General features: G+C 67.1%; 17 protein-coding genes. 8 read left to right on the forward strand and 9 right to left on the reverse strand.

Annotated features, from left to right (window positions below; translation table 11 throughout):
• Positions 1-47: 47 nt before the first annotated feature.
• Positions 48-608, reverse strand: a complete 561-nt coding sequence (locus DB30_RS02130; protein WP_052546266.1) for a hypothetical protein — start codon at positions 606-608, stop codon at positions 48-50.
• Positions 609-1,201: 593 nt separating this feature from the next.
• On the opposite strand from DB30_RS02130, the gene DB30_RS02135 reads away from it, so the two are divergent.
• From DB30_RS02135 to DB30_RS02145, 3 genes are read left to right on the forward strand one after another with little or no spacing between them, the layout of a single operon-like run.
• Positions 1,202-3,496 (forward strand): xanthine dehydrogenase family protein molybdopterin-binding subunit, encoded by a 2,295-nt coding sequence (locus tag DB30_RS02135; protein WP_240480147.1) that lies wholly within the window; start codon positions 1,202-1,204, stop codon positions 3,494-3,496.
• On the forward strand, positions 3,493-3,996 hold the full coding sequence (locus tag DB30_RS02140) for a (2Fe-2S)-binding protein (RefSeq protein WP_052546268.1): 504 nt from the start codon (positions 3,493-3,495) through the stop codon (positions 3,994-3,996). The genes DB30_RS02135 and DB30_RS02140 overlap by 4 nt, the downstream gene beginning before the upstream one ends.
• Positions 3,993-4,616: a hypothetical protein gene (locus tag DB30_RS02145; protein WP_052546269.1), complete on the forward strand. Its 624-nt coding sequence runs from the start codon at positions 3,993-3,995 to the stop codon at positions 4,614-4,616. The genes DB30_RS02140 and DB30_RS02145 overlap by 4 nt, the downstream gene beginning before the upstream one ends.
• 192 nt (positions 4,617-4,808) lie before the next feature.
• Here DB30_RS02145 and DB30_RS02150 read toward each other — a convergent pair whose 3' ends face one another.
• Both DB30_RS02150 and DB30_RS02155 read right to left on the reverse strand, forming a co-directional pair.
• Positions 4,809-5,447: a hypothetical protein gene (locus DB30_RS02150; RefSeq protein WP_052546270.1), complete on the reverse strand. Its 639-nt coding sequence runs from the start codon at positions 5,445-5,447 to the stop codon at positions 4,809-4,811.
• 164 nt (positions 5,448-5,611) lie between these two features.
• A complete protein-coding gene (locus tag DB30_RS02155) occupies positions 5,612-6,232 on the reverse strand; it encodes a hypothetical protein (protein ID WP_052546271.1) in 621 nt (206 codons plus the stop codon).
• A gap of 391 nt (positions 6,233-6,623) precedes the next feature.
• Between DB30_RS02155 and DB30_RS02160 the strand changes: the two genes are divergently transcribed.
• The 3 genes from DB30_RS02160 to DB30_RS02170 all read left to right on the forward strand — a co-directional run bounded on the left by DB30_RS02160 (position 6,624) and on the right by DB30_RS02170 (position 15,548).
• Positions 6,624-7,013 carry a hypothetical protein gene (locus DB30_RS02160; RefSeq protein ID WP_146657864.1) on the forward strand — a complete coding sequence of 130 codons (390 nt, stop codon included), beginning with the start codon at positions 6,624-6,626 and terminating at the stop codon, positions 7,011-7,013.
• Between the two features lie 421 nt (positions 7,014-7,434).
• Complete coding sequence (gene mfd / locus DB30_RS02165) at positions 7,435-11,130, forward strand: transcription-repair coupling factor (RefSeq protein ID WP_052546273.1); 3,696 nt, start codon at positions 7,435-7,437, stop codon at positions 11,128-11,130.
• Between the two features lie 293 nt (positions 11,131-11,423).
• Positions 11,424-15,548: a serine/threonine-protein kinase gene (locus tag DB30_RS02170; protein WP_052546274.1), complete on the forward strand. Its 4,125-nt coding sequence runs from the start codon at positions 11,424-11,426 to the stop codon at positions 15,546-15,548.
• Between the two features lie 3 nt (positions 15,549-15,551).
• Here the strand turns inward: DB30_RS02170 and DB30_RS02175 are convergent, their stop codons facing one another.
• Together DB30_RS02175 and DB30_RS02180 are read right to left on the reverse strand one after the other, a co-directional pair.
• On the reverse strand, positions 15,552-16,229 hold the full coding sequence (locus tag DB30_RS02175) for a hypothetical protein (RefSeq protein WP_146657865.1): 678 nt from the start codon (positions 16,227-16,229) through the stop codon (positions 15,552-15,554).
• A gap of 77 nt (positions 16,230-16,306) precedes the next feature.
• Positions 16,307-17,263 carry a DUF1152 domain-containing protein gene (locus DB30_RS02180; RefSeq protein ID WP_240480148.1) on the reverse strand — a complete coding sequence of 319 codons (957 nt, stop codon included), beginning with the start codon at positions 17,261-17,263 and terminating at the stop codon, positions 16,307-16,309.
• A 172-nt stretch (positions 17,264-17,435) separates the two neighbouring features.
• Here DB30_RS02180 and DB30_RS02185 point away from each other — a divergent pair, with 172 nt between their 5' ends.
• Together DB30_RS02185 and DB30_RS02190 are read left to right on the forward strand one after the other, a co-directional pair.
• Positions 17,436-19,088 carry an IgGFc-binding protein gene (locus tag DB30_RS02185; RefSeq protein ID WP_146657866.1) on the forward strand — a complete coding sequence of 551 codons (1,653 nt, stop codon included), beginning with the start codon at positions 17,436-17,438 and terminating at the stop codon, positions 19,086-19,088.
• 96 nt (positions 19,089-19,184) lie between these two features.
• Positions 19,185-20,351, forward strand: a complete 1,167-nt coding sequence (locus tag DB30_RS02190) for a hypothetical protein (protein WP_146657867.1) — start codon at positions 19,185-19,187, stop codon at positions 20,349-20,351.
• Between the two features lie 34 nt (positions 20,352-20,385).
• Here DB30_RS02190 and DB30_RS02195 read toward each other — a convergent pair whose 3' ends face one another.
• The 4 genes from DB30_RS02195 to DB30_RS02210 all read right to left on the reverse strand — a co-directional run bounded on the left by DB30_RS02195 (position 20,386) and on the right by DB30_RS02210 (position 23,261).
• Positions 20,386-20,880: a hypothetical protein gene (locus tag DB30_RS02195; RefSeq protein WP_146657868.1), complete on the reverse strand. Its 495-nt coding sequence runs from the start codon at positions 20,878-20,880 to the stop codon at positions 20,386-20,388.
• Between the two features lie 167 nt (positions 20,881-21,047).
• Positions 21,048-21,863, reverse strand: coding sequence for a hypothetical protein (locus DB30_RS02200; RefSeq protein ID WP_052546279.1), 816 nt, complete (start codon positions 21,861-21,863; stop codon positions 21,048-21,050).
• A gap of 31 nt (positions 21,864-21,894) precedes the next feature.
• The gene (locus DB30_RS02205) at positions 21,895-22,737 is read right to left on the reverse strand and encodes a hypothetical protein (RefSeq protein WP_052546280.1); all 843 of its coding nucleotides are present in this window, start codon (positions 22,735-22,737) and stop codon (positions 21,895-21,897) included.
• Positions 22,734-23,261 (reverse strand): RNA polymerase sigma factor, encoded by a 528-nt coding sequence (locus DB30_RS02210; RefSeq protein WP_052546281.1) that lies wholly within the window; start codon positions 23,259-23,261, stop codon positions 22,734-22,736. Before DB30_RS02210 ends, DB30_RS02205 begins: the two co-directional genes overlap by 4 nt.
• Positions 23,262-23,276: the final 15 nt, after the last annotated feature.

Consider the following 23,276-nt stretch of genomic DNA (forward strand, 5'->3'; position numbering starts at 1 on the left):
CGTCCAGGACGTCACCATGAGCAACGGCAACGGCTGGGGGTTGGCCTTCATGTAGGGTCGCCGAGCCCGAGCGCGGTCAGCCCCTGAGCGACCGCGCTGTGTGCACGGCGTGAGTCGGCGAGGCCGCCCTCCCGCAAGCGAGGGCGGCCCAGATCCCCGAGACCTGGCCCTACATCGCCAGCTTGGACGAGATCACGGTGGAGCTCGACGCCCACGCGTGACTCGGAGCAGAGCTTGTGAACCCGAGCACGCAGCGCTTTCGCATGAAGAAGCTGGGGAGAGCGACGCCAGTGAATTTGGCAACGAGCGCGACGCGATCGCGCGGGTTCTCGCGACACTCGGGCTCGGGCCGCGGCCACAACCTCCCGCACGGTCACGACCACCGTCCCTTGCTCGGGCACCCGCGGATCATTGACCACCCGAATGATCAAGGCGTTGACGTTGGCCGCGGTGCCGGGTCCGCTGCGGTAGCGGACCCGGAACTTGGTCTCGTCGCCGGGGATCTGGCCGAACTCGCCATCACCGAAGCGCAGGGTGTCGCCAGCGTTGGCCGCCCAGTCGCGGTGAACCCGATCGCTGTGAACAATGCTGTTTTGCTCTGCGAGCATACTTCGTCTCGAATACCCTGACATTCAAAACTCTGCATTATCCTAATATTACGATCTCGCATCTGCACAGAGTCTCCAGCCTCGACATCCAGCCTCGACATCCAGCCACGACATTTGGTTCAATGGTGGATACGCGTCACGGCCTGTCGTTCAGCTCGAACCTTCACGTAGCCGCGCGGTTGCGCGGCCATGGATAGGGCGAGGACGGCGCCGGCCATGGTTGCGCGTGCGTGCAGGGCGCCCTGTTATCAGGAGGGATACAGTGCTAAGGCACACACTGTGGTGACGCGCCGGCACCGGATCGCACTTGCGAGGATTGAGCATCTTCTTGCCAGGAATCATGCGCATGCGCCCCAGATGACCGGAATGTACTCGCTGGATTCGAGTGTCAACAGTGAGCGTTGGGCTCTGCTTTGGGTTCAGCGCGCGCCGATGACAATGGCCACGGCCACGGCCACCCGAGAGTGCCACGCACGAGCCGGGGCCTGAGCGGCCTGGAAGGACGCAATGGACAGCAACGCCTGCTCTCTTCTCTCTCTCGGCGCCGCCGGGTGGACCCCTGTGCCCAAGGAGCCGCGCACATGCCGGTGACGATGCAACGCCGCGCCTTCTTGGCGGGCTTGGCTGCGGGGGGAAGCTTTGTGCTCGGTCTGACACTCGGGGCAGACGCAGACGCGGCCTCGCCGTCCCTGACCAAGGTCCGAGGTGGCGACGCGACGCCCTCCTTGTTCATCGGGATCACCGCGGCGGGCACGATCGAGCTGACGTGTCACCGATCGGAGATGGGTCAGCAGATCTGGAACGCCATCGCGCAGATCCTCGCGGAGGAGCTGGCCGCCGACTGGGATCGGATCGAGATCATTCAGGCGGAGGGCCACCCCCGCTACGGCGACCAGAACACTGACGGCTCGCGCTCGGTCCGCAACAATTTTCATCGCCTGCGCGTCGCCGGGGCGGCCATGCGCCTGATGCTGATCCGCGCGGCGGCCAAGCAGTGGAAGGTCGGGGCCAAGGGCTGTCGCGCCGAGCTCGGGGAGGTGATCCACGACGCCAGCGGGCGACGCCTGGGCTACGGCGAGCTGGCGGCGGGTGCCGCCGAGCAGCCGATCCCAAGCCTGAAGCAGAGCGAGGCCGCGCTCGTGCCCCGGGACCAGTGGCGCTACATCGGGGCGCCGGTGCCCTCGCTGACGGTCCCCAAGATCGTCCGCGGTCAGGGCACCTTCGGGGTCGACGTGCGCGTGCCGGGCATGCTCTACGCCGTCGTCGCCCGGCCGCCACAGGTGCTCGGCCGCCTGCGCAGCTGCGACGACGCGGCGAGCAAGCAGATCCCCGGCGTGGTCGCCAGCGTCGAGCTCCCGGTGCTCGAGCCACCGGTGCGCTTCAAGCCCTTGGGCGGGGTGGCGATCGTCGCCCGCGACACCTGGGCGGCGATCCGCGGGCGCGCGGCCCTCGAGCTCGAGTGGGAGCCGGGGGAAAACGCCGACTACAACTCGAAGGCATACGCCGAGCTGCTCTTCGAGCAGGTCCGCGAGCCCGGTGAGGTCCGTCGCAAGCGCGGTGACGTCGACGCGGCGCTCGCTGGCGCGGCCACGCGGATCACGGCCGAGTACTACGTCCCCCACCTCGCCCACTCGGTCATGGAGCCGCCGGCCGCGACCGCGCGCTGGAGCGAGTCGGGGGACGCGGTCGAGTGCTGGGCCGCGGTCCAGTCGCCCCAGTCGGCGCGCTCGGCCGTGGCAGCGAGCTGCGGCCTGCCCGAGGACAAGGTGACGATCCACGTGACCTGGCTCGGTGGCGGCTTTGGGCGCAAGGCCAAGCCGGACTTCGTGGTCGAGGCGGCGCTCGTCGCCCGGGCCGTGGGCGCGCCGGTCAAGCTGATGTGGACGCGCGAGGACGAGCTCCAGCACGGCTACTATCACACGGTCAGCGCCCAGCGGCTCGAGGGCGGGCTCGACCAGCAGGGCCGCTGCGTCGCCTTCTTGCATCGGACCGTGTTCCCGCCGATCGGCTCCACGTTCACGGCGGGGGCGAGCAAGCCCGCCTGGGGAGAGCTCCGCCTGGGGGCCTCGGACACGCCCTTCGACGTGCCCAACCTCCAGCTCGAATCTGGTGAGGTCCCGGCCAAGGTCCGCATCGGCTGGCTGCGCTCGGTTGCGAACATCTACCACGCCTTCGCGGTCCAGAGCTTCGCTGCCGAGCTCGCTGCCGCCGCGGGCCGCGATCAAAAAGACTACTTGCTCGAGCTCATCGGTCCACCGCGGACCATCGACCCCAACACCGAGGGTGCCGAATACGACAACTATGGCAGCCCGATGTCCGACTACCCGATCGACGCGGGCCGCCTCGCCCACGTCGTCGAGCTCGCCGCCGACATGGCCGGCTGGGGACGCACGCTGCCGGCCGGCCACGGCCTGGGTATCGCTGCGCACCGCTCCTTCGTGTCCTACGTCGCCACGGTCATCGAGGTCGCCGTCGACGACCAGGGCACGCTGGCGATCCCCGGGGTCTGGTCGGTGATGGACGCGGGGACCGTGGTCAACGTCAACCACGCCGCCTCGCAGCTCGAGGGCGGGACCTTGTTTGGGCTGTCCAACGCGCTCTATGGCGAGATCACGGCCAAAGACGGGGCGATCGAGCAAGACAATTTCCCGCGCTGGCGGGTCATGCGAATGCCCGAGGCGCCGCGTCATATGGAGGTGAAGATCGTCGCCTCCAACGCGCCCCCGGGTGGCGTTGGAGAGCCGCCCACGCCACCCGCCGCGCCGGCCCTGGCCAACGCGATCTTCGCGGCCACTGGCCAGCGAATTCGCCGCTTGCCGGTGTTCGATACGAGCCGCCGCGATCGTCTCGCGGTCGCCGGCTCACGACACGAAGGAGACGAAGGATGAGCGTGAAGCTGCGAGTCAATGGCCAGGCGCACGAGCTCGAGGTCGATCCCGAGACCCCGCTGCTGTGGGTCCTGCGCGATCACCTGGGCCTGAGCGGGACCAAGTACGGCTGCGGCGTCGCGCAGTGTGGCGCGTGCACGGTCCACGTCGACGGCGCGCCGCGGCGGGCCTGCGTGGCCCCGATCGGCTCCCTCGCCGGCCGCCAGGTCACCACCATCGAGGGCGCCTCCGGGCCCCATGCCGAGGCCGTGCGCGCCACCTGGGAGGGCCTCGACGTCCCGCAGTGTGGCTACTGCCAGGCGGGGCAAGTGATGAGCGCCATCGCCTTGCTCGAGCGCGTGCCCACGCCGAGCGACCAGGACATCGACCACGCGATGAGCGGAAACATCTGCCGCTGTGCCACCTACGTCCGCATCCGCCGAGCGATCCACTCGGCCGCCGCGTCGATCGGCGGACAGGCCGGGCAGGCCGAGGCCAGCGAGGCGGAGGAGGAACGATGAGTCGCGCGACCCTGCTCGCGCTCACGCTCGCGCTCACGGCCGGCTGCCGCGAGTCCAGGACGGTCACGAGTCCCTCGCAGGAGCAGGTCCTGCCGGGCGAACGTGGGCTGCGATCGGTCGCCGACTTTGCGGGGATCAGCGAAGAGCGTGAGCGCTCCTTGGCCCTCTTCGGCGAGCTCGGCCAGGTCATCACGCACCCGCGCTGCGTCAACTGCCACCCCGCCGGTGAGCGCCCGCTGCAAGGTGAGGAAGGCTTCCCTCACCAACCCTTGGTGGTGCGCGGCGAGGACAACCACGGGGCCGCGGCGATGCAGTGCGCCACCTGCCACGGCGAGAGCAATTTCCGCAGCATCCCCGGCAACCCCGATTGGCACCTCGCTCCCGCCGAGATGGCCTGGGAAGGCAAGACGCTCGCGGAGATCTGCGCGCAGATCAAAGACCCTGCGCGCAACGGGGACATGAGCCTCGAGCAGCTCGCGGAGCACATGGCTCATGACGATCTCGTGGCCTACGGCTGGAAGCCACCGGCTCAGCTCGAGCCCGCGCCCGGGAACCAGGCGCTCTTCGGTCAGCTGGTCCGGGCCTGGATCGCCTCCGGGGCCCACTGCCCCGAGTCCTGAGTCGCCGAGCTCACTGGTGGGCCAGCCAGATCAACGGCCCACAGGGGCCGGCGGGATCAGCTCGCTCATTCCCTCATCGAGCTGGGCGCGGCCGGGCTCGGCATCGACACCCACGCCAACGCGACCTTGCATGTCATCTCCTTCGGCCTGGCGCTGACGATCGTGACCCTGCTGCACATGGTGCGCGGGCCGCTAAGGCGTCGGGTCGGGGTTGAGCAAGACGGGGAAGGAGTCGATGCGTGCCAGGACGGGGCCCGGGTTGGCCGGATCCTCGAACTCGGTCGCCGCGGCGAGCTGATAGACCTGGCTCACGGGCGGGAACGTGGGGGTCTCGGCGCTCAACTGTGCGAGCCCCTTGCTTCGCAGCGTCTTGCCCGGGAAGAGGCCCGGCGCCCGCAAGGTGAGGTACATGTTCACCTCATGGCGCCCGCCCATGCTGCCGGGGCTCATGCGGTAGGTGCTGGCGGGGGCCGCTTCCTGGCGGGCGTCATCCATCTCCACCCTGAGCTCTCCGATGACGTGCTGGGCCACGGCGACATAATTCCTGACGAGCATCTCGACGAGTGTCGTTCCGTCCGCCAGGATCCTGGGAGCCTGGGACTCGAGAGCAATGTTCCCGTTGAAGGTGACAATGTAGTTGGCCCCCGAAGCGACCAGCTTCACCTCTGCGGCACGGCACGTACAGTTGTTGACTTGATTAAACATGGTGTTGGAAATCTCCCCAGGAAGGCAGGCCCTGTCAACGCTTGTCCCCCCTTCCTCGCGGACGATCTGCCATGATTCGGGGTCGAGTTGGTGCGCTACTACTCCATACTCGTACGGCTCTTTCATCCGTGACGTCGCTCCAGCCTTGCCTGGCGCTTCAGCAGTGGTGCAATCCCTCGACTGCGCCGCACCAAGCTGCCGCGTTGCGCGTCTTCCCCCTCAGTCGGGAAGTTTAGAGCGGCGTGGGGACGGGGCACTTTCGTGTCCGGAAGCTTGATCTCCGTGATGGGTTAGCGTTGGTCTGGCAGCAGCTCGCGCCTGCCAGCGAGGCGCTCCGCGAGCGCCCGCGCGAGCTGGAGCGCGGCCGGAAGCTCGTCCAGTAGGTCGACGCCAGGCCGCCACACCAAAACACGGCCGTCGCTGCGAATTTCTCCGCTGGCGACGACGCCAGCCAGCCGAGCCAGCTCGGCTTGCATCGGCTCGGACAGGATGGAACGGACGATGTCGTGCTCGCTTGTGGGGACCGTGAAGCGCTGTTCGAAGGCGGCGTTGAACCCGGGGGTGCGCGAGCTGTTGGACAACCCCACGCGGGCGGAGAACTTGGGCAGTCCTCCGGGCGCAGCGATCTCGAAGAACTGGGGCAGCCTGGCTGCGTCGTCCGAATTGAAGCGTCGGAGACAGAAGCGAATCGTGACTCCCCAGTGGGTCCACACCATCTGCCAGCCCTGCTCTTGGGGCCACGGGAGCAGCTCGGCCCCGTGCTCGGTCGCCTTGGTTTGAACCTTGCGGTTCCAGGCCGCTTTCCGCACGCCTCGAATCTTGTACACCGCCAGCCCGGCTCCGAGCATGGTCGCCACGCTGAGCAGGAGTCCGAGGTCGTCGTAGGTGAAGGTTGTTAGCGAGCTGAACATCGCGGCACTAGCGAGACCGGACTGGGCCGTCTTCTGGACGATAGCATCGGGCCGAGCATTTTGGTGATATCTCAGGTCTAGATTACTTCTCGGCGTCCTCGAGGTCGCAGCCGGTTCGGGACTTCGGACCTGGGACTTCGGGCGACGCTGGCATGCGTGCGGGTGAGATCCGCGGGCTGCACTGGACCTCGGTGGATCTCTCGTGCCGGACCGGGCTCGGCGTGAGACCCCGCAGGTGGTGCAGGGACCGGAGGGAAGATCGTCGAAGGCCAGCCAATCGGACATCGACCGATGCTACTGTCCTTCGCCGCATCGGGACGCCCCAATGTCGAGTTCCACGAGCACACATCGAGTCCGCCCCGCGCTGCTCTTCCGCGGGACCTTCGCCCTCGTGGTGCTCGCCAGCGCGGGCCTCGGCTTCGGTGTTCTCACCCTCATGGGTGAGCTGGAGCCCTTCACCCTCCTCTTCAGCGGCCTGCTCCTCGCGTTGGCCGGCCTGGCCGCGAGGCACCTCCCCGGGGACTGGAGCCGGACCGTCACGCTGACCCCGGACGGCCTTCGAATGCAATGCCGGGGGGAGCTCACCGAGGTTCGTTGGGAGGACGTGACGAAGCTCAGCTTCGTGAAGCCTCGGGACGAGGTCGTGGGAATGGTCCTCCAGACCACCTCTGGCAAACAGCTCACTTTGGGCGAGGACCTCACCGATTGGGACTCGGTCCAGTCAACCGTCTCGAAGAGGCTCGGGGTCAGCCCGCCTGCTTCGTCGAATGCGTCTACTTGAGATCCCGGGCTGAGATCCCGGGCTGAGACCCCGGGCTGAGACCCCGGGCTGAGACCCCGGGCTGAGTTCGTCGTGGGCTCCGTCACCGCGACATGCTCAGCGCAGCGCCGCGACGGCTACGAGCGCCGACAGCCAGAGCAGACGCTGCTCTACATACGTTGCCTGAGTTCGGATCACGGGCGCGGTGAAACCGGCGCTGTCGGAACTCACCATGCAACCCACCTCGGGCGAAGCGCGCGGAGCACTGACTCGTAGTGCACTGGGTCGCGCCCGTCGTGGGCGCTCGCATCGGCTCAACCCGCGCTGTTGTTAATATTTGAAATTATTGTCCAATTTCGGTTCCAGGAAGCACGAGGTCACGCTCGCAGCCGACCGCGCCCATTGTTCGTGCGCCGCGGGTGGGTTAAGCCCGCCCCGTCGCATGGCACATCAAGCGCTAGAGGCGATCGCGCCGATTCTCTCTGCTCTTCGCAGCGGTCGACGCACGCGGGTGCTTGGCGCCGACGGTGGCTATCGCGGCCTGCTGCTCGCGCGGGCGATGGCCGATCCCGACACGACCGCGCCGCTTTGCTACCTCGCAGCCGACGACGCCAGCGCGCGCGCGGTCGCGGCCGACGTGGGCTTCTTCGCTGGGGTATCCCCGGGCGAGCAGGACCACAGCTCGCGGATTCTGCTGATCCCCGAGATCGACGTCTCGCCCTACGGCGACGTCTCACCCGATCCGCGCGCGGTCGGCAGTCGCCTCGCGGCGCTCGAGCGCCTGCGCGCTGGCGAGGCCGAGCTGATCGTCACCAGCTTGCGAAGCATGCTGCGCATGACGATCCCGGCCGAGGGATTTGCGAGCTTGTGCCAGCAATGGCAGACCGAGGGTGAGCTGGGCCGCGAAGAGGCGGCGGCGTTCTTGCTCGCGGCCGGCTACGAGCGCGTCGACGTCGTCGGTGATCCGGGCAGCTTTGCGATCCGCGGCGGGATCTTGGACGTGTGGGTGCCGATCGAGCGGTTCCCGGCTCGGCTCGAGTGGTGGGGCGATGAGATCGAGCGGATCCGCATGTTCGATCCAGACACCCAGCGCAGCCTTCGAGAAGTGCGAGCGCTGCGGGTCCACCCGGTCCGCGAGACGATCGCCACCAGTGATCGGGATCTGCGGCTCGCGGTGCTCGAGCTCGGCGACAGCATCGAGGTTCCCAGTAGCAAGACCCGGCAGGTGATCGACAACCTTGGGTCGGGCGTGGACTTCTTTGGGATCGACGCGCTCACCCCGATCTTCCACGATCAACTGGTCCCCCTGTGGGAGCACCTGCCGGCGGGCACCCGCTGGTACCTCGACGAACCCGAGGCGCTGATCGGCCTGGGCGAGCGCATGCTCGACGAGATCGACTTCGAGCACCGCCGCGCGCTCGAGGCCAAGCACCTGGTCGCCGCGCCCAGCCAGTTCTTTGTCGAGCGTGAGCGCATGCGGGCCAGGATCCGCGAGACGGCGGTGGTCAGTCAGCGCCTGGATCTCTACGAGCCCGAGGCCAGCGGCAAGGCCCCTGATCGCAAGCTGCTGCGGGTGGATCTGGGCCACAACCTCGAGCTCGAGACCAAGCTCGAGGCCGCGCGTGGGCAAAAAGGGGGGGAGCTGCTGCGGCCGGTGGTCGAGCACATTCGGGCGCTGGGGATCCACGAAGACGCGGTGCTGGGTGGGCAGCTCGATCCAGCGGACCGGGATCCCTGGGATGTGATCCTCGTCGCGCCCAACCTGACCCACGCCGAGCGGCTCACGGCGATGTTGCGCAGCTACGGCGTCCCCGGCCTGTCGCTGGACAAGCCCGAGGCCACCAGCGATCGCGGACCGCTGCAGCAGCTTGGCGGGCACGCGCTCACGCAGCCGCGGGTCCGCGTGCTGCCGGGGCGCCTGAGCAAGGGGTTCACCAGCGTCGGCGATCGCCTGCTGATCGTCTCGGAGTCCGAGATCTTCGGCTCGGTCGCGCGTCGCAAGCAGCAGCGGCGCAAGCGTGGGGCCGGGCTGGCCTCGCTCACCCAGCTGAACGTGGGCGACTATGTCGTGCACCTGCTGCACGGCGTGGGCCGCTACATGGGCCTGACCCAGCTTGCGATGCCGATGCCCAGCGGCGCGAGCGGTCCGACCGGCCTGGACCCGCGCGCCAAGCTAGCCAAGCCGATCACCGGTGACTTCGTGATCGTCGAGTACGCCGGCAAGGACAAGCTGTACCTGCCCGTCCATCGGATCGGCGAGATCGATCGCTTCGTCGCCGCCGACGCCAAGCCGCCCAAGCTCGACAAGATGGGCGGCCAATCGTTCGAGAAGAAGGCCAGCAAGATCCGGGCGGACGTCCGCCAAATGGCCGAGGAGCTGCTGCAGATCTATGCCCAGCGCGAGGCGCTGACCGGCCACGCGTTCCCGGCCAGCGACGAGATGTACGAGGAGTTCGAGCAGACCTTCCCGTTCGAGGAGACCGCCGATCAGGCCGACGCGATCGACAACGTCCAGCGTGATCTGTCCAAGCCCCAGCCAATGGACCGCCTGGTCTGCGGCGACGTTGGATTTGGCAAGACCGAGGTCGCGCTGCGGGCCGCGTTTCGGGTCGCGGCCGCCGGCAAGCAAGTCGCCGTCTTGGCCCCGACCACCGTGTTGGTTCAGCAGCACTTCTTGACCTTCTCCGAGCGCATGGAGTCGTTTCCCATGCGCGTGGGCGTGCTCAACCGCTTCGCCACAGCAGCCGATCGCAAGGACACGATCAAGGCCCTGCGCAGCGGCGAGATCGACGTGGTCGTGGGCACCCACCGCCTGCTTGGCCGCGACGTCCGCTTCAAGGATCTCGGCCTGGTCGTGATCGACGAAGAGCAGCGGTTTGGCGTCAAGCAAAAAGAGCGCTTCAAGCAGCTCAAGACCTCGGTCGACGTGCTGACCCTAACGGCCACGCCGATCCCCCGGACCCTGCACATGTCGCTGCTTGGGCTGCGCGAGGTCAGCATGATCAACACGGCGCCAAGCGACCGGCTCGCGGTGCGGACCTACCTGACCCGGCACTCCGACGTGGTGCTCGACGAGGGCATCCGCCGCGAGCTCGCCCGGGGTGGGCAGATCTTTTATGTGGTCCCGCGGATCATGGGGATCGAGGAGCACGCCGTACGGATCCGCGAGCTGTGCCCCGAGGCCCGGGTGTTGGTCGCCCACGGCCAGATGCCGCCCGAGATGCTCGAGCAGACCATGCTGGACTTCGTCGAGCATCGGGCCGATGTGTTGATCTCGACCACGATCATCGAGAGCGGGCTCGACATTCCTCGGGCCAACACCATGTTCGTTGCCAACGCGGATCAGTTCGGGTTGGCCCAGCTCTACCAGCTGCGCGGGCGGATCGGTCGCTCGAAGCTGCGGGCCTATTGCTACTTGATGGTCAGCTCGCTCGAGCGCCTGTCCGACGACGCGCGGCGCAGGCTCGAGGCGATCCAGCGTCACTCCGAGCTGGGCTCGGGCTTCAACGTTGCCAGCCAGGACCTCGAGATTCGGGGCGCTGGTGATCTGCTGGGTCGGCGCCAAAGTGGCAGCATTCAGGCGATCGGGTTTGAAGCCTACGCCCGGATCCTGGGCGAAGCCGTGGCCGAGCTGCGCGGTGATCCGATCTCGTACGAGACCGACCCCGAGCTGGTCTTTGACGTGCCAGCGTTCCTTCCAGATACCTACGTGGAGGACGTTGGCCAGCGCCTGGATTTCTATCGGCGGCTGAGCACCGCCCGCGACGCCGACGAGGTCCGCGAGGTCATGGAGGAGCTGCACGATCGCTACGGCGAGCTGCCCGTCGAGGCCACCCACTTTGGCCTGATGATGGCGTGCAAGAGCTACGGCCGGCGGCTGCGGGCGATGAGCCTCGAGCTGGGTGGCATGCGCCTCTCGATCCGCCTGGGACCCGAGACCCCGCTTGCGACCGCGGTCGCGCTGGGGCTGGCGGACGCAACTGACGGGCGGGTGCGGCTTGCGAGCGGGGGCGAGCGGATCATTGCGACGATCCCCAATCGCACGGGCAAGGACTGCTCGCGGCAGCTCGAGGTGTGCGAGAACGTGCTCTCGGAGCTGCTGACCTTCGCGCGCCTTGACGCCGCGATCGCCGGTTAGCCGCGTGAGGCCCGCTCGAGCGTGGGCCATGTCAGTCGCCTTCTTTTGGTCTTCGCCAGGTCGCTCGAGTAGATCCTCTGCTTCGTACCGCTCCATCGCTCGCTGAACAGCCGCGAATCATGCGGAGAACAGCTCGCAGATCGTTGGCAAGCGAGCTAACTCGAACAACACGTCGAGCTATCACGAACAGCCTCGCTCGGGCGCGAGGCGCACAGCTCACTGCGCTACCGGCCTCAGGATCGAGGTTGACGAGTTTTACCGCACTCCCCGCGCGCAGCTGATACCCTCTCCCGGTGTCTCTGAGTGACCTCGATGACGCGCGGGCCAATGAGACCCTGGGCTCGCTGGCCGCGCTGGGCGGGGTCGCCAACGTCGACACTGACGAGGCGTTGCCCAAGCAGATCGGCAGGTTTGCCGTGCTCGGAAAGCTGGGCGAGGGCAGCATGGGCGTGGTGTTTCTCGGCCGCGACGCGGAGCTCGAGCGCAAGATCGCGATCAAGCTGATCCGCGCGAACGCGATCGCTATCGCCGGCGTACGTCGGCTGGTCCGGGAGGCCCAGGGGCTGGCAAGACTCTCGCATCCCAACGTCATCCAGGTCCACGAGATCGGTGAACATCGCGGCTCGATGTTCGTGGCAATGGAGTATGTCGAAGGAGCTACGCTGCGGGACTGGATGGACCCCAATCGCCGGTCGTGGCGCGAGACGCTGGACATCTTGCGGCAAGCTGGGCGTGGGCTGGAGGCGGCGCACATTGCCGGACTCGTGCATCGTGACTTCAAGCCGGCCAATATCATGGTTGGGATCGACGGTCGCGCTCGCGTGCTCGACTTTGGCCTGGCGCGCGACTGTCGGGTGATCGACGGCGTCGGCCTCGACACGCTCCGCAGCCTCGACAAGCTCGATGACGACTATGGCCATGGCTCGAGCGATGATCTCGACGGTCCGTCCGACGAAGAATTGGGCGACACCTACGCCGACTGCGGTGGCGCGCTCGACTCGTCGCTGACTCGCAGCGGGGCGATGGTGGGCACGCCAGCCTACATGGCGCCCGAGCAAATGTGGGGAAGCCGGGGGGATCCGCTCTCGGACCAATTCTCGTTTTGTGTGTCCGCCCATGAGGCGCTCGTTGGTCGCCGGCCCTTCGATGGCACGACCTTGACGCAGCTGTCAGACAACATCGCCCGCGGCCTGACGGCGCCGATCTCAGCCGGCAACCCCGGTTCGGGGGTGCCCGAGCGGGTCCAACAGATCTTGGTCCGTGGGCTCGCGTCCGATCCGGCGCAGCGCTGGCCAAGCATGACCGCGCTGCTAGACGAGCTCGACGCGGTGGTGAGCATCGCCGAGATTCACGACTATCTCGCGCGGATCCGCGAGTCCGGGGCCAGCGAGCTGTTCGAACCTCGAGGTCGGGCGCGGCCAGCCACGTTTCGAGTCTCGGAGCGCCTGGTCGGCCGCGAGGCCCAGCTCGAAGCGTTGCAGGCGGCGTTCGAGCGGGCGCGCGGCGTGGGTACGCGCGCGCAGCTGCTGCTGGTGGGCGGGCTCGCGGGGATCGGAAAGTCGTCGCTGGTCAGCGGCCTCAAACCCCACGTTGAAGCGCGCGCGGGCCTGATGATCTCGGGCAGCTTCGACCAGCGCCGGGCGACGCCGCTGGCGGGCATCAACCAGGCGCTCACGGATCTGGTCGCGCAGGTCGATCGACGCGGCCCGGCTGCCCAGACCAAGCTGCGTCAGCGGCTGGTCGCGGCCGCGGGACGCAACGGGCAATTGCTGATCGATCTCGCGCCGGAGCTCGTGCGCCTGCTCGGTCGGCAGCCGCCAGTGCCTGATCTGCCTGGGCCCGAGCGCCTCAACCGTCTGCACTTGGTGGTCGAGCGGTTCATGGCGGCGCTCGCTGGTCCCAAGCGTCCATTGGTGGTGTTCATGGACGACCTGCAGTGGGCGGACCCCGCCTCGCTGGCGCTGCTCGAGCACCTGTTGTCGAGCCCCGCGTTGGGGGCGGTGTTGGTCGTTGGTGCGTGTCGAACCAACGAGCTGGGTCCCGAGCACCCGCTTCGGCACGCGGTCGAGCGGCTCCGGGTCGCGGGCGCAGATGTCTCGAGCGTCGAGGTCGAGGCACTGTCAATTACCGACGTCGAGGCGCTGCTCGTGGCCACGCTTGGGGGGGAGCCAGCCACGGTCCACGAGCTCGCCGCGCTCGCGCTCAACAAGACCGAGGGCAACCCTTTCCATCTGCGCCAGCTGCTGCGCACGATGTATGACGAGGGCCTGTTTCACTACGACGACGAGGCGCAGCGCTGGCGCTGGGAGTTTGAGCGGATCGTGCGGTGCGCGGCGTTTGGTGACCTTGGCGACGTGTTGTTGCGCAACCTCGAGACCCTGCCTCCGGTCGCGCTCGAGCTGATGCAGATCGCGGCCTACGTGGGTCCCCGGGTCGATCTGCTGGTCCTCGCGGCCGTCGCTGATCTCGACCCGGTCGACGTGTTCTCGTACTTGTGGCCAACCTTCGAGCAGGGCTTGTTGGTGCTCGGCGGTGACCTGCTCGACAACTTTGCGCTGATCGAGAGCACCGCCCAAGCCCACAGCCCGGTCGAGGTCGTGGTGAGCTTTCGCCACGCTCGGATCCAGCAGGCAGCGGCGGCCTCGCTAGACGAGCACGAGCGCGCGCAGATGCACCTGAAGATCGGGCGGGTGCTTCGCCGTCGCATGGAGAGCGAAGATCCGGGCCCGGGCGCGTTCGAGCTCGTCAACCACCTGAACACGGCGCGGGCGCTGCTCGATGAGCTCGAGCGGTCGGAGCTGGTCGAGCTCAACATTCGGTGTGGACGTAAAGCGCTGACCTCGGCGGCGTACGCCTCGGCGATCGACTATCTCGTGGTCGCGGCCGAGCTGCTCGCGCCCCACGCAGCCACGACCGAGCACGCGCGCTGGTTCCAAGTCGAGATCGCGCGGGGCCGCGCGCTCTCGCTGGATGGCCGCTACGCCGCGGCTGCGGCCTGCTACGCGCACGCGAGCACCCACGCTGAGTCCGTCGCCGAGCGCCTGCTCGTCAACACGGCGCAGGTCGAGCACGCGCTCTTGGTGGCCGACTTCGAGCAGGGCTACGCGGCGTGCCAGCGGGCGTTCGCGCTCTATGGGATCGCGCTGCCCAAGCACGACGGGGACGCCGAAGCGATGCTCGCGGCCGAGTCTGCGGCGCTAGAGGAGGAGCTTCACACCCGCCCTGTCAGCAGCCTGTTCGAGCTGCCAGAGTTTGGCGACGAGGGGGTTCGGCCGATGTTGGGGCTGCTGCATGGGCTTGGCGCAATCTCGTACTTCTCGGGTCGCCGCAATACCTATGCGTGGGCGACCGCGCGAATGACCAACATCTTCGTGCGCTCGGGCAATTCAAAGCTGTCGAGCGTTGCCTATGCACGCATGGCCCTGCATCTGGCCGAGCGGGGCGAGTACGAGCGCGCGCGGGGCTTTGGCGAGCTGGTCGGCGCGCTGTGTGAACGCTACGATGATCCTTCCGCGGCCGGGCGAGCGCTCATCGTGTATTTGGGCCACGCGGCCTACTACAATTACCCGTTGCGCGAGATCCTACCCAAGTTCCAGGCGGCGTTTGCCAAGAGCCTAGAGGGCGGTGACTTGCTCTACGCTGGCCATCACTTGCTGTTTCCGCAGCACTTTCGGCTGGTCGCGGGGGTCCCGCTGCCCGAGGTTCTCGCGGAGATCCAGGGGCACCTCCCGTTTCTTCAGCGCTCGGTGCCGCGCTTGCTGTCAACGTTTTATGTGCCGCACATCGCCTACCTCTGCTGCACGCTGATGGACATTCCGCTCGCCTCGCTTGGGCTGAGCTTCGATCACGAGTCCCACATTGAGAAGCTCGGGGGATCTACCTTTGCAATGGGTTGGTACTATCCCGCGCTGACCAAGCTCGAGTACCTGCTTGGGCAGCGGCAGGACCCCGCAGAGCTGACGCGGCGGGTCGACATGTTCGAGACCTGCCTGCCCGGCAACTTGCAGGTCCGCGAAATTCGCTACTACGCGATGCTGAGCTTGCTCGATTCGCAGGGGGCGGCGGCGCAACCGTTAATCGCGGGCTGGCGGGCCGACCTCGCCCGTTGTGCGGACCGCTGCCCCGCGAACTTCGAGCACATGCACTTGCTCGTTGGGGCCGAGCTCGAGCACGCCTGCGGGGGCCCGCTCGAGCGGGCGATTGAGCTGTATGAGCAGGCGATCGAGCACGCACGGCAGCAACAGGCCCTGGATCAAGAGGCGCTCGCGTGTCTGCGCTTCGCTAATTTCTGGCGGGCCCGCGGCAGCACGCGGACCGCCAAGGCCTACGTCGAGGACGCCCGCGAGCTGTATCAGACCTGGGGCGCGGCTCGACTCGTGCGCGAGATCGACGAGCGCTACCCCAAGTGGGTCCGCTGACGACTACCAGAGCGCGGCCGGGTCCGTGAGCTTCGAGTCCCAGAAGCTCGAGCCATCCTCGGCGATGAACAGCGTGGTGTCGTTGCCCTCGAAGCACGGGAGTCGGACCGACACGGAGTTCTCGACGGCGCTGACCACGTAGTTCAGCTCGAACGACTGCTGGGTTGTGAACAGCGCGGGTTGGCCACACAGCGCCGGCCCCGGATGCACGACGACCTTGATCGGCGTCAGCACCCCCGAGCCGCCCTTGGCGAACATGCCGCCGCTGGGGTGACGGCCCAAGAAGCTGGTGTTGATGCCGCAGTTGCCCTGTTCGGCGGGGCAGATCGTGATGGAGTAGCAGTTCTGGCGGATCGCGTTGAACTCTGGGGCGCCGTTCATCTCCATGCCCTCGATCCCGTCGAGCTCCAGGACGGCGTAGGGGCCGTTCGGCTCCTCGAGGACGCACGCTTCGGGATCGCCGTCGCCGTCGCCGTCGCCGGTGTCGGTGTCGGTGTTGTCGCCGTCGCCATCGCCGCTATCACCGTCGCCGGTATCTTCAGGATCTCCATCGCCAGGGTCCCCGTCGCCAGGCTCGCCAGAGGTGGAGTCGTCGGCGGCCGTGTCTGGCTCGTTGAAGGCTGGGTTCGGCAGCGTGCACGCCGTCACCAAGACACACGCGAGTGGCAGTGAACGTCGCACGCGGCCATCATACGCAACGCCCGCCAGGCCGTGGGTGGTTTTCACCACAGCCCTTGCTCACGCTTTTCGACCCGGTTCTAGAGCGGAATGGTTCGGCGCGGGCGGCCGCCGTTGGCACCGCGCACCCGCTCGAGCACGGCGCTGATCTCATAGATCGTCTGGGTGTGCTCGAGCGCGTCGAGGTACATGATGCGGAGCGCGAGCGGGGCGAGCTCGAACGCAAACATCAGGCTCATCAGCGGGTTGATGAACAGCTCGCTGCCGCGGGTCCGGGCGGTCCGATGGTGGTCGCCAAATTCGCCATCGATCGCGCTGAGGATCGAGAGGTTGACGATGCTCGGGCGGTCGGGCGTGGCGCTGCACACGTAGTCGCACGCTTCGCGGTAGCGCTGAACCTCGGGCATGCCGCGCAGCAGCGGGAACACGCCCAGGTACCCGCCGGCCTTGTCGATCGCGGCGATGGCCTCGAGCACGTCGGCGTGCGCGACCCCGTGGAAGCTGTCGACGCCAAACCCAACGCTGACCAGCAAGCGGATCGGGGCCAGCGCGCTGTCGAGGCCATGCACGGCGGCGATCGTCGACATGTCCTCGGCGGGGGTCCCCAGACCACACTCATCGCCGCGCATGAGGCTGTCGGTTCCCCCATCGATCAGCACGATCGCGTCGGCGCCCGTCTCGCCAAGGACCCGCTCGTAGGCGCGGCGCAGCGGCTGGACGCCGGACTTGGCGAACGACCAGATCGGGACATCTTCGCCGTGCTCGTTGGCGAACCACTCGCTGAGGCCGCGCTCGGGAAAATAGTCTGGGTTGCCCGCGGTCGTGGGCACCACTTTGTAGACGGGGCAGGGATCCTCGTGATCCAGCGGCAGGCGCGAGAAGCTGAGGTTGGCGAGGTCGACTTTGCAGCCACGTCGACGCAGCGCGAAGTACAGCGGCAGGCCGCAGAAGATGTCGAAGCCCCCGCCAGCGCCAGCGAGAAGGACGCGCTTGCAGTCGCGAAGACGTTCGAAGAAGGGCATGCCGTCGAGCTGCACGGTCCCGATTGTATTGGAAAAACCCGAGGCAACGGTGTCGTGGGACCGCGCGCGCGCGTGCATTCGCGTTATTGCCGCGAAGCTGGAACATGGCGCAGGATCCACCCCAATAATCTGGCCAAGCACAGCCCCTTTGCTGCGCCCGCGCGGGCAGGGCTGGTAGAGTCCCGTCATGCGTCGCGTCTCCGTCCTTGCTTGTGTGACCTTGTCTCTCGCCGCCTGTGCCTCGCCAACGGACACGGCAGAGGTCGACACGGGGGTTGGCCTGACCACCCTCCAACCCGAGACAAGCGGGCCCGACGAGAGCTCGAGCGGCCCGGGCACGATGACCATGGGCGACGGGGACGGCGACGGGGACGACGGCGACAGCGGGGATGGGGACGGCGACCCAACCACCGGCGGCAGCGGCCCCAAGTTCGATCTCAACCCAGTCCCCGACAGCAACGGGGAGACCGGCGGCGGCTTCATGGGGATCCCCGAGGACTGCGACACGGCGGCCCAGGTCGAGAGCGCGGTTGGCTGCCTGTTCTTTGGGCTCGACCTCGACAACCTCTCGTCGGGCGAGACCTCGCAATACGGCATCATCGTCTCGAACGTGCAAGAGGACCAGGTCGCCTCGGCCTTCGTCGAGCAGAAGGTTGGCGGCAACTGGAACATGATCGCCGGGCCCCAAGACATTCAGCCGCTCGACTCGTTCGCGTTCTTCTTGCCCGACAATCACCAAGAGGGCAGCGGGCTCAAGGTCGGCGGCGCCTATCGGGTGACCACGGACGTGCCCACGGTGGCCTACGAATTCAACCCCTACGACGGCCAGGTCTCGTACACCTCCGACGCCTCGCTGCTGTATCCGGTCGCGAGCTGGGATTACATCTACGACATCGTTGGCTATCACGTGACGATTGGCTACGGCAGCTACATCAACGTGGTCGGGGCGGTCGACGGTACCCAGCTCGAGGTCACGGTCTCGGTCCCCACCGTGGCCGGGCCCGGGATCCCCGCTGGGCAGCCAAACGTGCCCTTCATCCTTCAACTCGACGAAGGCGACGTCGCCCAGATCTCAACCGAGGTCGCCAACAGCAGCATGACCGGCACCCGGCTGTTGACCGACGAAGATCACCCGGTTGGCGTGTTCACCGGGACCGAGTGCACGAACACGGGGCAGGGCGCCTGCGATCACATGGAAGAGATGCTGACCGGGCTGCGCCTGTGGGGCACGCAGTTCGTGGCCTCGCGCATGCCGATCCGCCAGGTCAACGACCCCGAGGCGACGATCTGGCAGATCTATGCTTCAGAGGACGACACCACCGTCACCCTCGACGCGAGCGTTGAGGTCACCGGGCTGCCGCCGGGGCCGATCATGCTCAACGCTGGCGACAAGGTCGAGTTCTCGGCGACCGGCTCAATTGCCAACCCCGGTGACTTCTTCGTCGAGGCCGACAAGCCGATCGCCGTGATGTCGTACTTGATTGGGATCAACTCCGGCGACGGCGACCCGGCGATGTTGCAGATGAGCCCGGTCGAGCAGTACTTGCCCCGGTATGTCGTGTTGGTGCCCGAGACTTGGATCAATGACTATCTGGTGATCACCCGGCTCGAGGGCGCGCAGGTCGAGGTCGACGGGGTCGTCGTTCCCGACATGGAATTCATCCCCGTTGGAAATGGGGAGTATGAGGTCGCGCGCTTGTTGACGCCCGATGGGGTCCACGCTGTTGATGGGTTGGGGGATCCAGTCAGCGTGGCGGTGGTCGGGTTTGATTCGTACGACAGCTACGCGTACCTGGGCGGGGTCGGGACCTCGGTCATCAACCCCAGTCCGCAAGGGTAGGGGGCGTCGCACGGCCCGGCGGCGTCAGGCCGGGGAATCTGGTTACCGTCGACACCGCTTGACGCCGGGCCCGGCCGGTGCGCACACTGGTCGGCGATGAGAAACCTGTTCCCGCCGCGCGTCGTGTTCCTGGCAGCCATCTTGCTGTCATCCTGCGTACAAGACGACGAACCGGCCGATAGTCCGGCCCGTGGTCCGGACTTTGAAGTACGCTACCACACCAAATATTTAGACATCGCGCCAGGGTTTAGCCAGCCTGTTTGCCGGGGTTCCCTCGACGAGATGGATCGATATATGGAGGGGGTAGCTGATCTTTTGGGCATCGAGATACAACAGCCCACAACTGTGTTTTTGTACAACGAATTCGCGACGGGGTCCCTGGCAGGACGGGCTGAACTCTGCGACTGGTGTGTCTCGAACTGTGCCGGCTGCTACAAAGGCGTCATTCATTCTGATTTTCCGAGCCTTCATCACGAACTCGTTCATGCGGTAGTGGCGCCTGCGTGGGGTTGGAGTGACACCCTATTTTCGGAAGGGATCGCGGGTGGCCTCGATTGGTACTTGCCGGGCGGGCCGTGGATCTATCCTTTTATGACCAACGAGAATCTCATGGAGATTGTTGGATCCGGCTCACATAACAACGGCCACTTCTCGCGGTGGCTGATCGATCGATTCGGTTCAGAGAAGTTTAGCCAGTTGTTCGAGCCGCGGCTGGACCAGCACTCGACCAAAGAAGAGGTGCTAGATGCCGTCGAGGACATCTACGGGTTGTCGCTTGAGGAGCTCGAAGCCGAGTATGCCGCAACGGCGGCGACCACATATCCGCTTCCGGCTCTGTGCGATGGGCTCCTCGAGGTGCCCCGCAACGGCGATAGGTGGGAGCTCAACGTCACCGCGGACTGCGACGCGCCGCACACCTTCGGGCCGAGCGCGGACGGGACGATGTTCGTCGCCTTCACAATCGACGTCCCCGTCGAGCTCGAGGATGTACCCCTAGCCGCCTGGATTCCGTCTGACATGACAGCCGCGGTAGCGCCGTGCCTCGATGAGGCGCTTTATGGCGCCGAGTTTGAGACCGTCCACAGCACGGTGATGGACAACAACGGACCGACGACGTTGCGCAGGACGGGTCGACACCGAGTCGAGCTTCCGGTGGTCGACTCTGGAGACGTCTACATGCGCCTGTGCCCCGCGAACGACAAGTTCCCAGGCTCCTACCCCGCCGACAAGTCCGTGGACCCGGAGAACTGCGTCGGCGATTGACGAGCGCGCGCGATGTAGCGGGGTAGGGCGTTGCTCACGGGCAGGCGCCCGTGATCTCGCCGGGCGACTCGCAGATCTCCACGTTGTCCGGCACGCAGCCGATTGAGCTCCAGACCGCGTCCTCACTGCACAGGATATTGGGCAGCATCGGACACAGGTCGCCCGCGAACACGCAGCCGATGTACGTCTTTTCGCTCTGCGTGCAGTAGTTGCCCTCGCCATCCTCGACCACCGGGTTGCCAAAGATGGCGCCGCAGCCCGCTTCGGCCATGCAGGCGGCCTGGCTCTCGTGCACGGCGCAACCGGTGAGCTCGCCCGTGGTCTCGGACTCGCTGGTGTCGCCGTCGCCGTCGAGCTTACCGGTGTCGCCATCGCCGTCGCCATCGCCATCGCCGTCGCCGTCGCCGTCGCCCTCGGTCTCGGCCGCCTGCTCGTCGTCGCCATCGTCGCCGTCGTCACAACCGGGGGCGACGAAGAGGGCAAGGCACAGGGACAAGAAGGTGTTCGCTCGTAGTGCTCGATGGGTCATCACGAACACTTGGTCCCACCGCCGGGTCTGCTTGCTTCGAGGGCGCGTCAATGCGCGCGTGAGCTCCAGTCAAAACCACGACGAAACCCCCAACCCCGCGAACGAGTCAACGCCTGCGCGAGCTGGCTTCCCAGCTGCGCAGGCGCTCTTTTTGGTTGCGGCGAGGCTCAACCGGCGTCGACGATCAACATCCGATACCAACTCGCCGGCGTGTCGGTGCAGATCATGTTTGGGTGTTGCTCGAGGGCCTGGGCCCCCTCGACCCACACGTTGGCGCCCGGATCCCCATTGATGCTGCCGTAGTCACCGTCACGCACGATCTGCGTGGGCTCGCCCTCAACGTCGAAGGTCAGCGCGAGGCGGTCGATGATGCCACACTCGGTATCAATCGCGCCGCACTGGGCAGACGCTGCAGTCACCCCAAAGGGATAGTCGAAGGGTCCGTCGGGGGGCGTCAAGCTGGAGCTGTCGACCAACGTGAGCAGGTGGCCGTAGCCGACCAGGTCCAGGCGCAGGTAGGTGTTGGTCCAAAACGGCGTGTGGTTGACGTAGCGGACCCGAACCGAGTCGTTGACGGCAAGCGGGAGCGAGAACACCGGGTTGGCGGTGATGTCGATCGGCACGAGGTTCTCGGTCTCTGGGCACTCGAGCTCGAGGGCCAGGCCGTTGAGGCTGTCGACGCTCGCGACCGTACAGGTCCAGTCGATCTCGGTGTCGAACGGCTCTAAGAGGCCGAAGTCGAACGGTTCGTACCTGAACTCGATGACGTCATCGGGGGGCGCGCAGGCGACGTCGCCGTCGCCGTCGCCGTCGCCGTCACCGTCACCGTCACCGGTGGTGTCGCCATCGCCGTCGCCGTCGCCGGTGGTGTCGGTCTCGCCAGACTCGCCGATGTCCTTGTTGTCGAGATCGCAGCCGGGAGCCGTCACGCCAAGCACGGTCGCGCCGAGCAAGATGAGTAGTTTGTGCAAGTTGTCGTTCATGAGGTTAGTGACCCGTGCGCCGGGTTCAAACTCAGCGATTGCCGGCCGGCTTGGGTTCCGTGGTTGGCAACGAAATTTTGTTGCCACACGCCGCCTGAACCCGCTGGATCAGCAGCGCACCCGGTGAGCGGACCATGAACTGCGCGCCTGCATGCTGGGCGTCGGCGTCTCGCTCGAGCTGGCACAGCGCGATGACCCGCAGACCCTCGCGCTCGCTGCCCAGCTCGCCGTTGGGGAATTGCGTGGCGTGCTGGTCGAGCAGCTCGAGGGCCCGGGCTGGATCCCGGGCGCTGCGTGCTGCGCGAATCAACTTCAGCTCGGCGGCGAGGGCCGGGCCTGGGTTGTCTGGCGGAAGACTGAGGTTTGAGCTCGCGTCCGTCGGTGGGAGCGCGACGGCTGGGGCTTTGGCGCTGACCGGGCCCGAGCTGGATCCCGGGCGCGCGCCGGGTTCGGTGGGGCTCCCGGACTCGGCGTCCGCGGCTGTGTCTGCGGGTGGCCCGGCGAGCTGATCCCCACCGACGAACCCAGCGGCGGACCGCGGCGGCTGTGGGTCTGCGGGCGCGGTGATCGCTGGCACCTCTGCCGCTCGACCGCCCTGCACGGCCTTGCCCACGACCGCCACACCGCCCAACCCGGCCGCGGTCAGACCGACCACCGCGACGACGATCTTGATCGCGTGAACCACCTGGCCGCTCGCTGCCAGCGAGGGCCCAGCCCCCGCGTCAGCGCCCCCCGTGCCGCCATCGGGTGGACCACCCAGCCCCGCGTGAAACTGGGCCAACATGCGATCTTCGGCGCCAGGCGGCGGGCTGTGGCTTCCGTGCCTGAGGCTGCGCCCGATCGAGGCGTGGATCCGCGGATCGAGTTCGGTCATGACGGGCACTCCTGCTGGGCCATCGCCCCGTTGACGTGGGCGCGGGCGGTTCGCAACCGCCAGTAGACAGTGTTGAGCTTGGTATCGAGCTCTTTGGCGATCTCGGGCGCGGTCATGCCCTCGATCTCGGCAAGCACGAACACGGCGGCGAGCTTGGTATCCAACTGCGAGAGGACTTCGGCCAGGCGGCGCAGCGTCTCGCGGTCGGCGGCCTGTTCATCGAGGGCGGCCGTCGGCGCAGGCTCGGGGATCGCCGCGAGCTTTCGTTCGTGCCGGGTGGTCCCGCGGCGGCGGGTCGCGGCGACCCGACGGGCGATGCCAAACAGCCACGAGCGGATCGACTGTTGGTGATCCCAGGCGTCCCAGCGCCGGTGGACGACCATGAACACGTCTTGGACCGCGTCCTCGATCGCCTCGGCGGCCACGCCGTGATAGCGAAGCACCCGCCACACGAACCCGAGCTCGCGCCGGTAGACGAGGTCGAACTCGTCGTTTGGAGCGCGCGCGAGGCCGGGCGAGGTCATTCGAACCACAGCGAT

Origin of the sequence: Enhygromyxa salina (assembly GCF_000737335.2) — a bacterium.
Taxonomy (GTDB): domain Bacteria; phylum Myxococcota_A; class Polyangia; order Nannocystales; family Nannocystaceae; genus Plesiocystis; species Plesiocystis salina_C.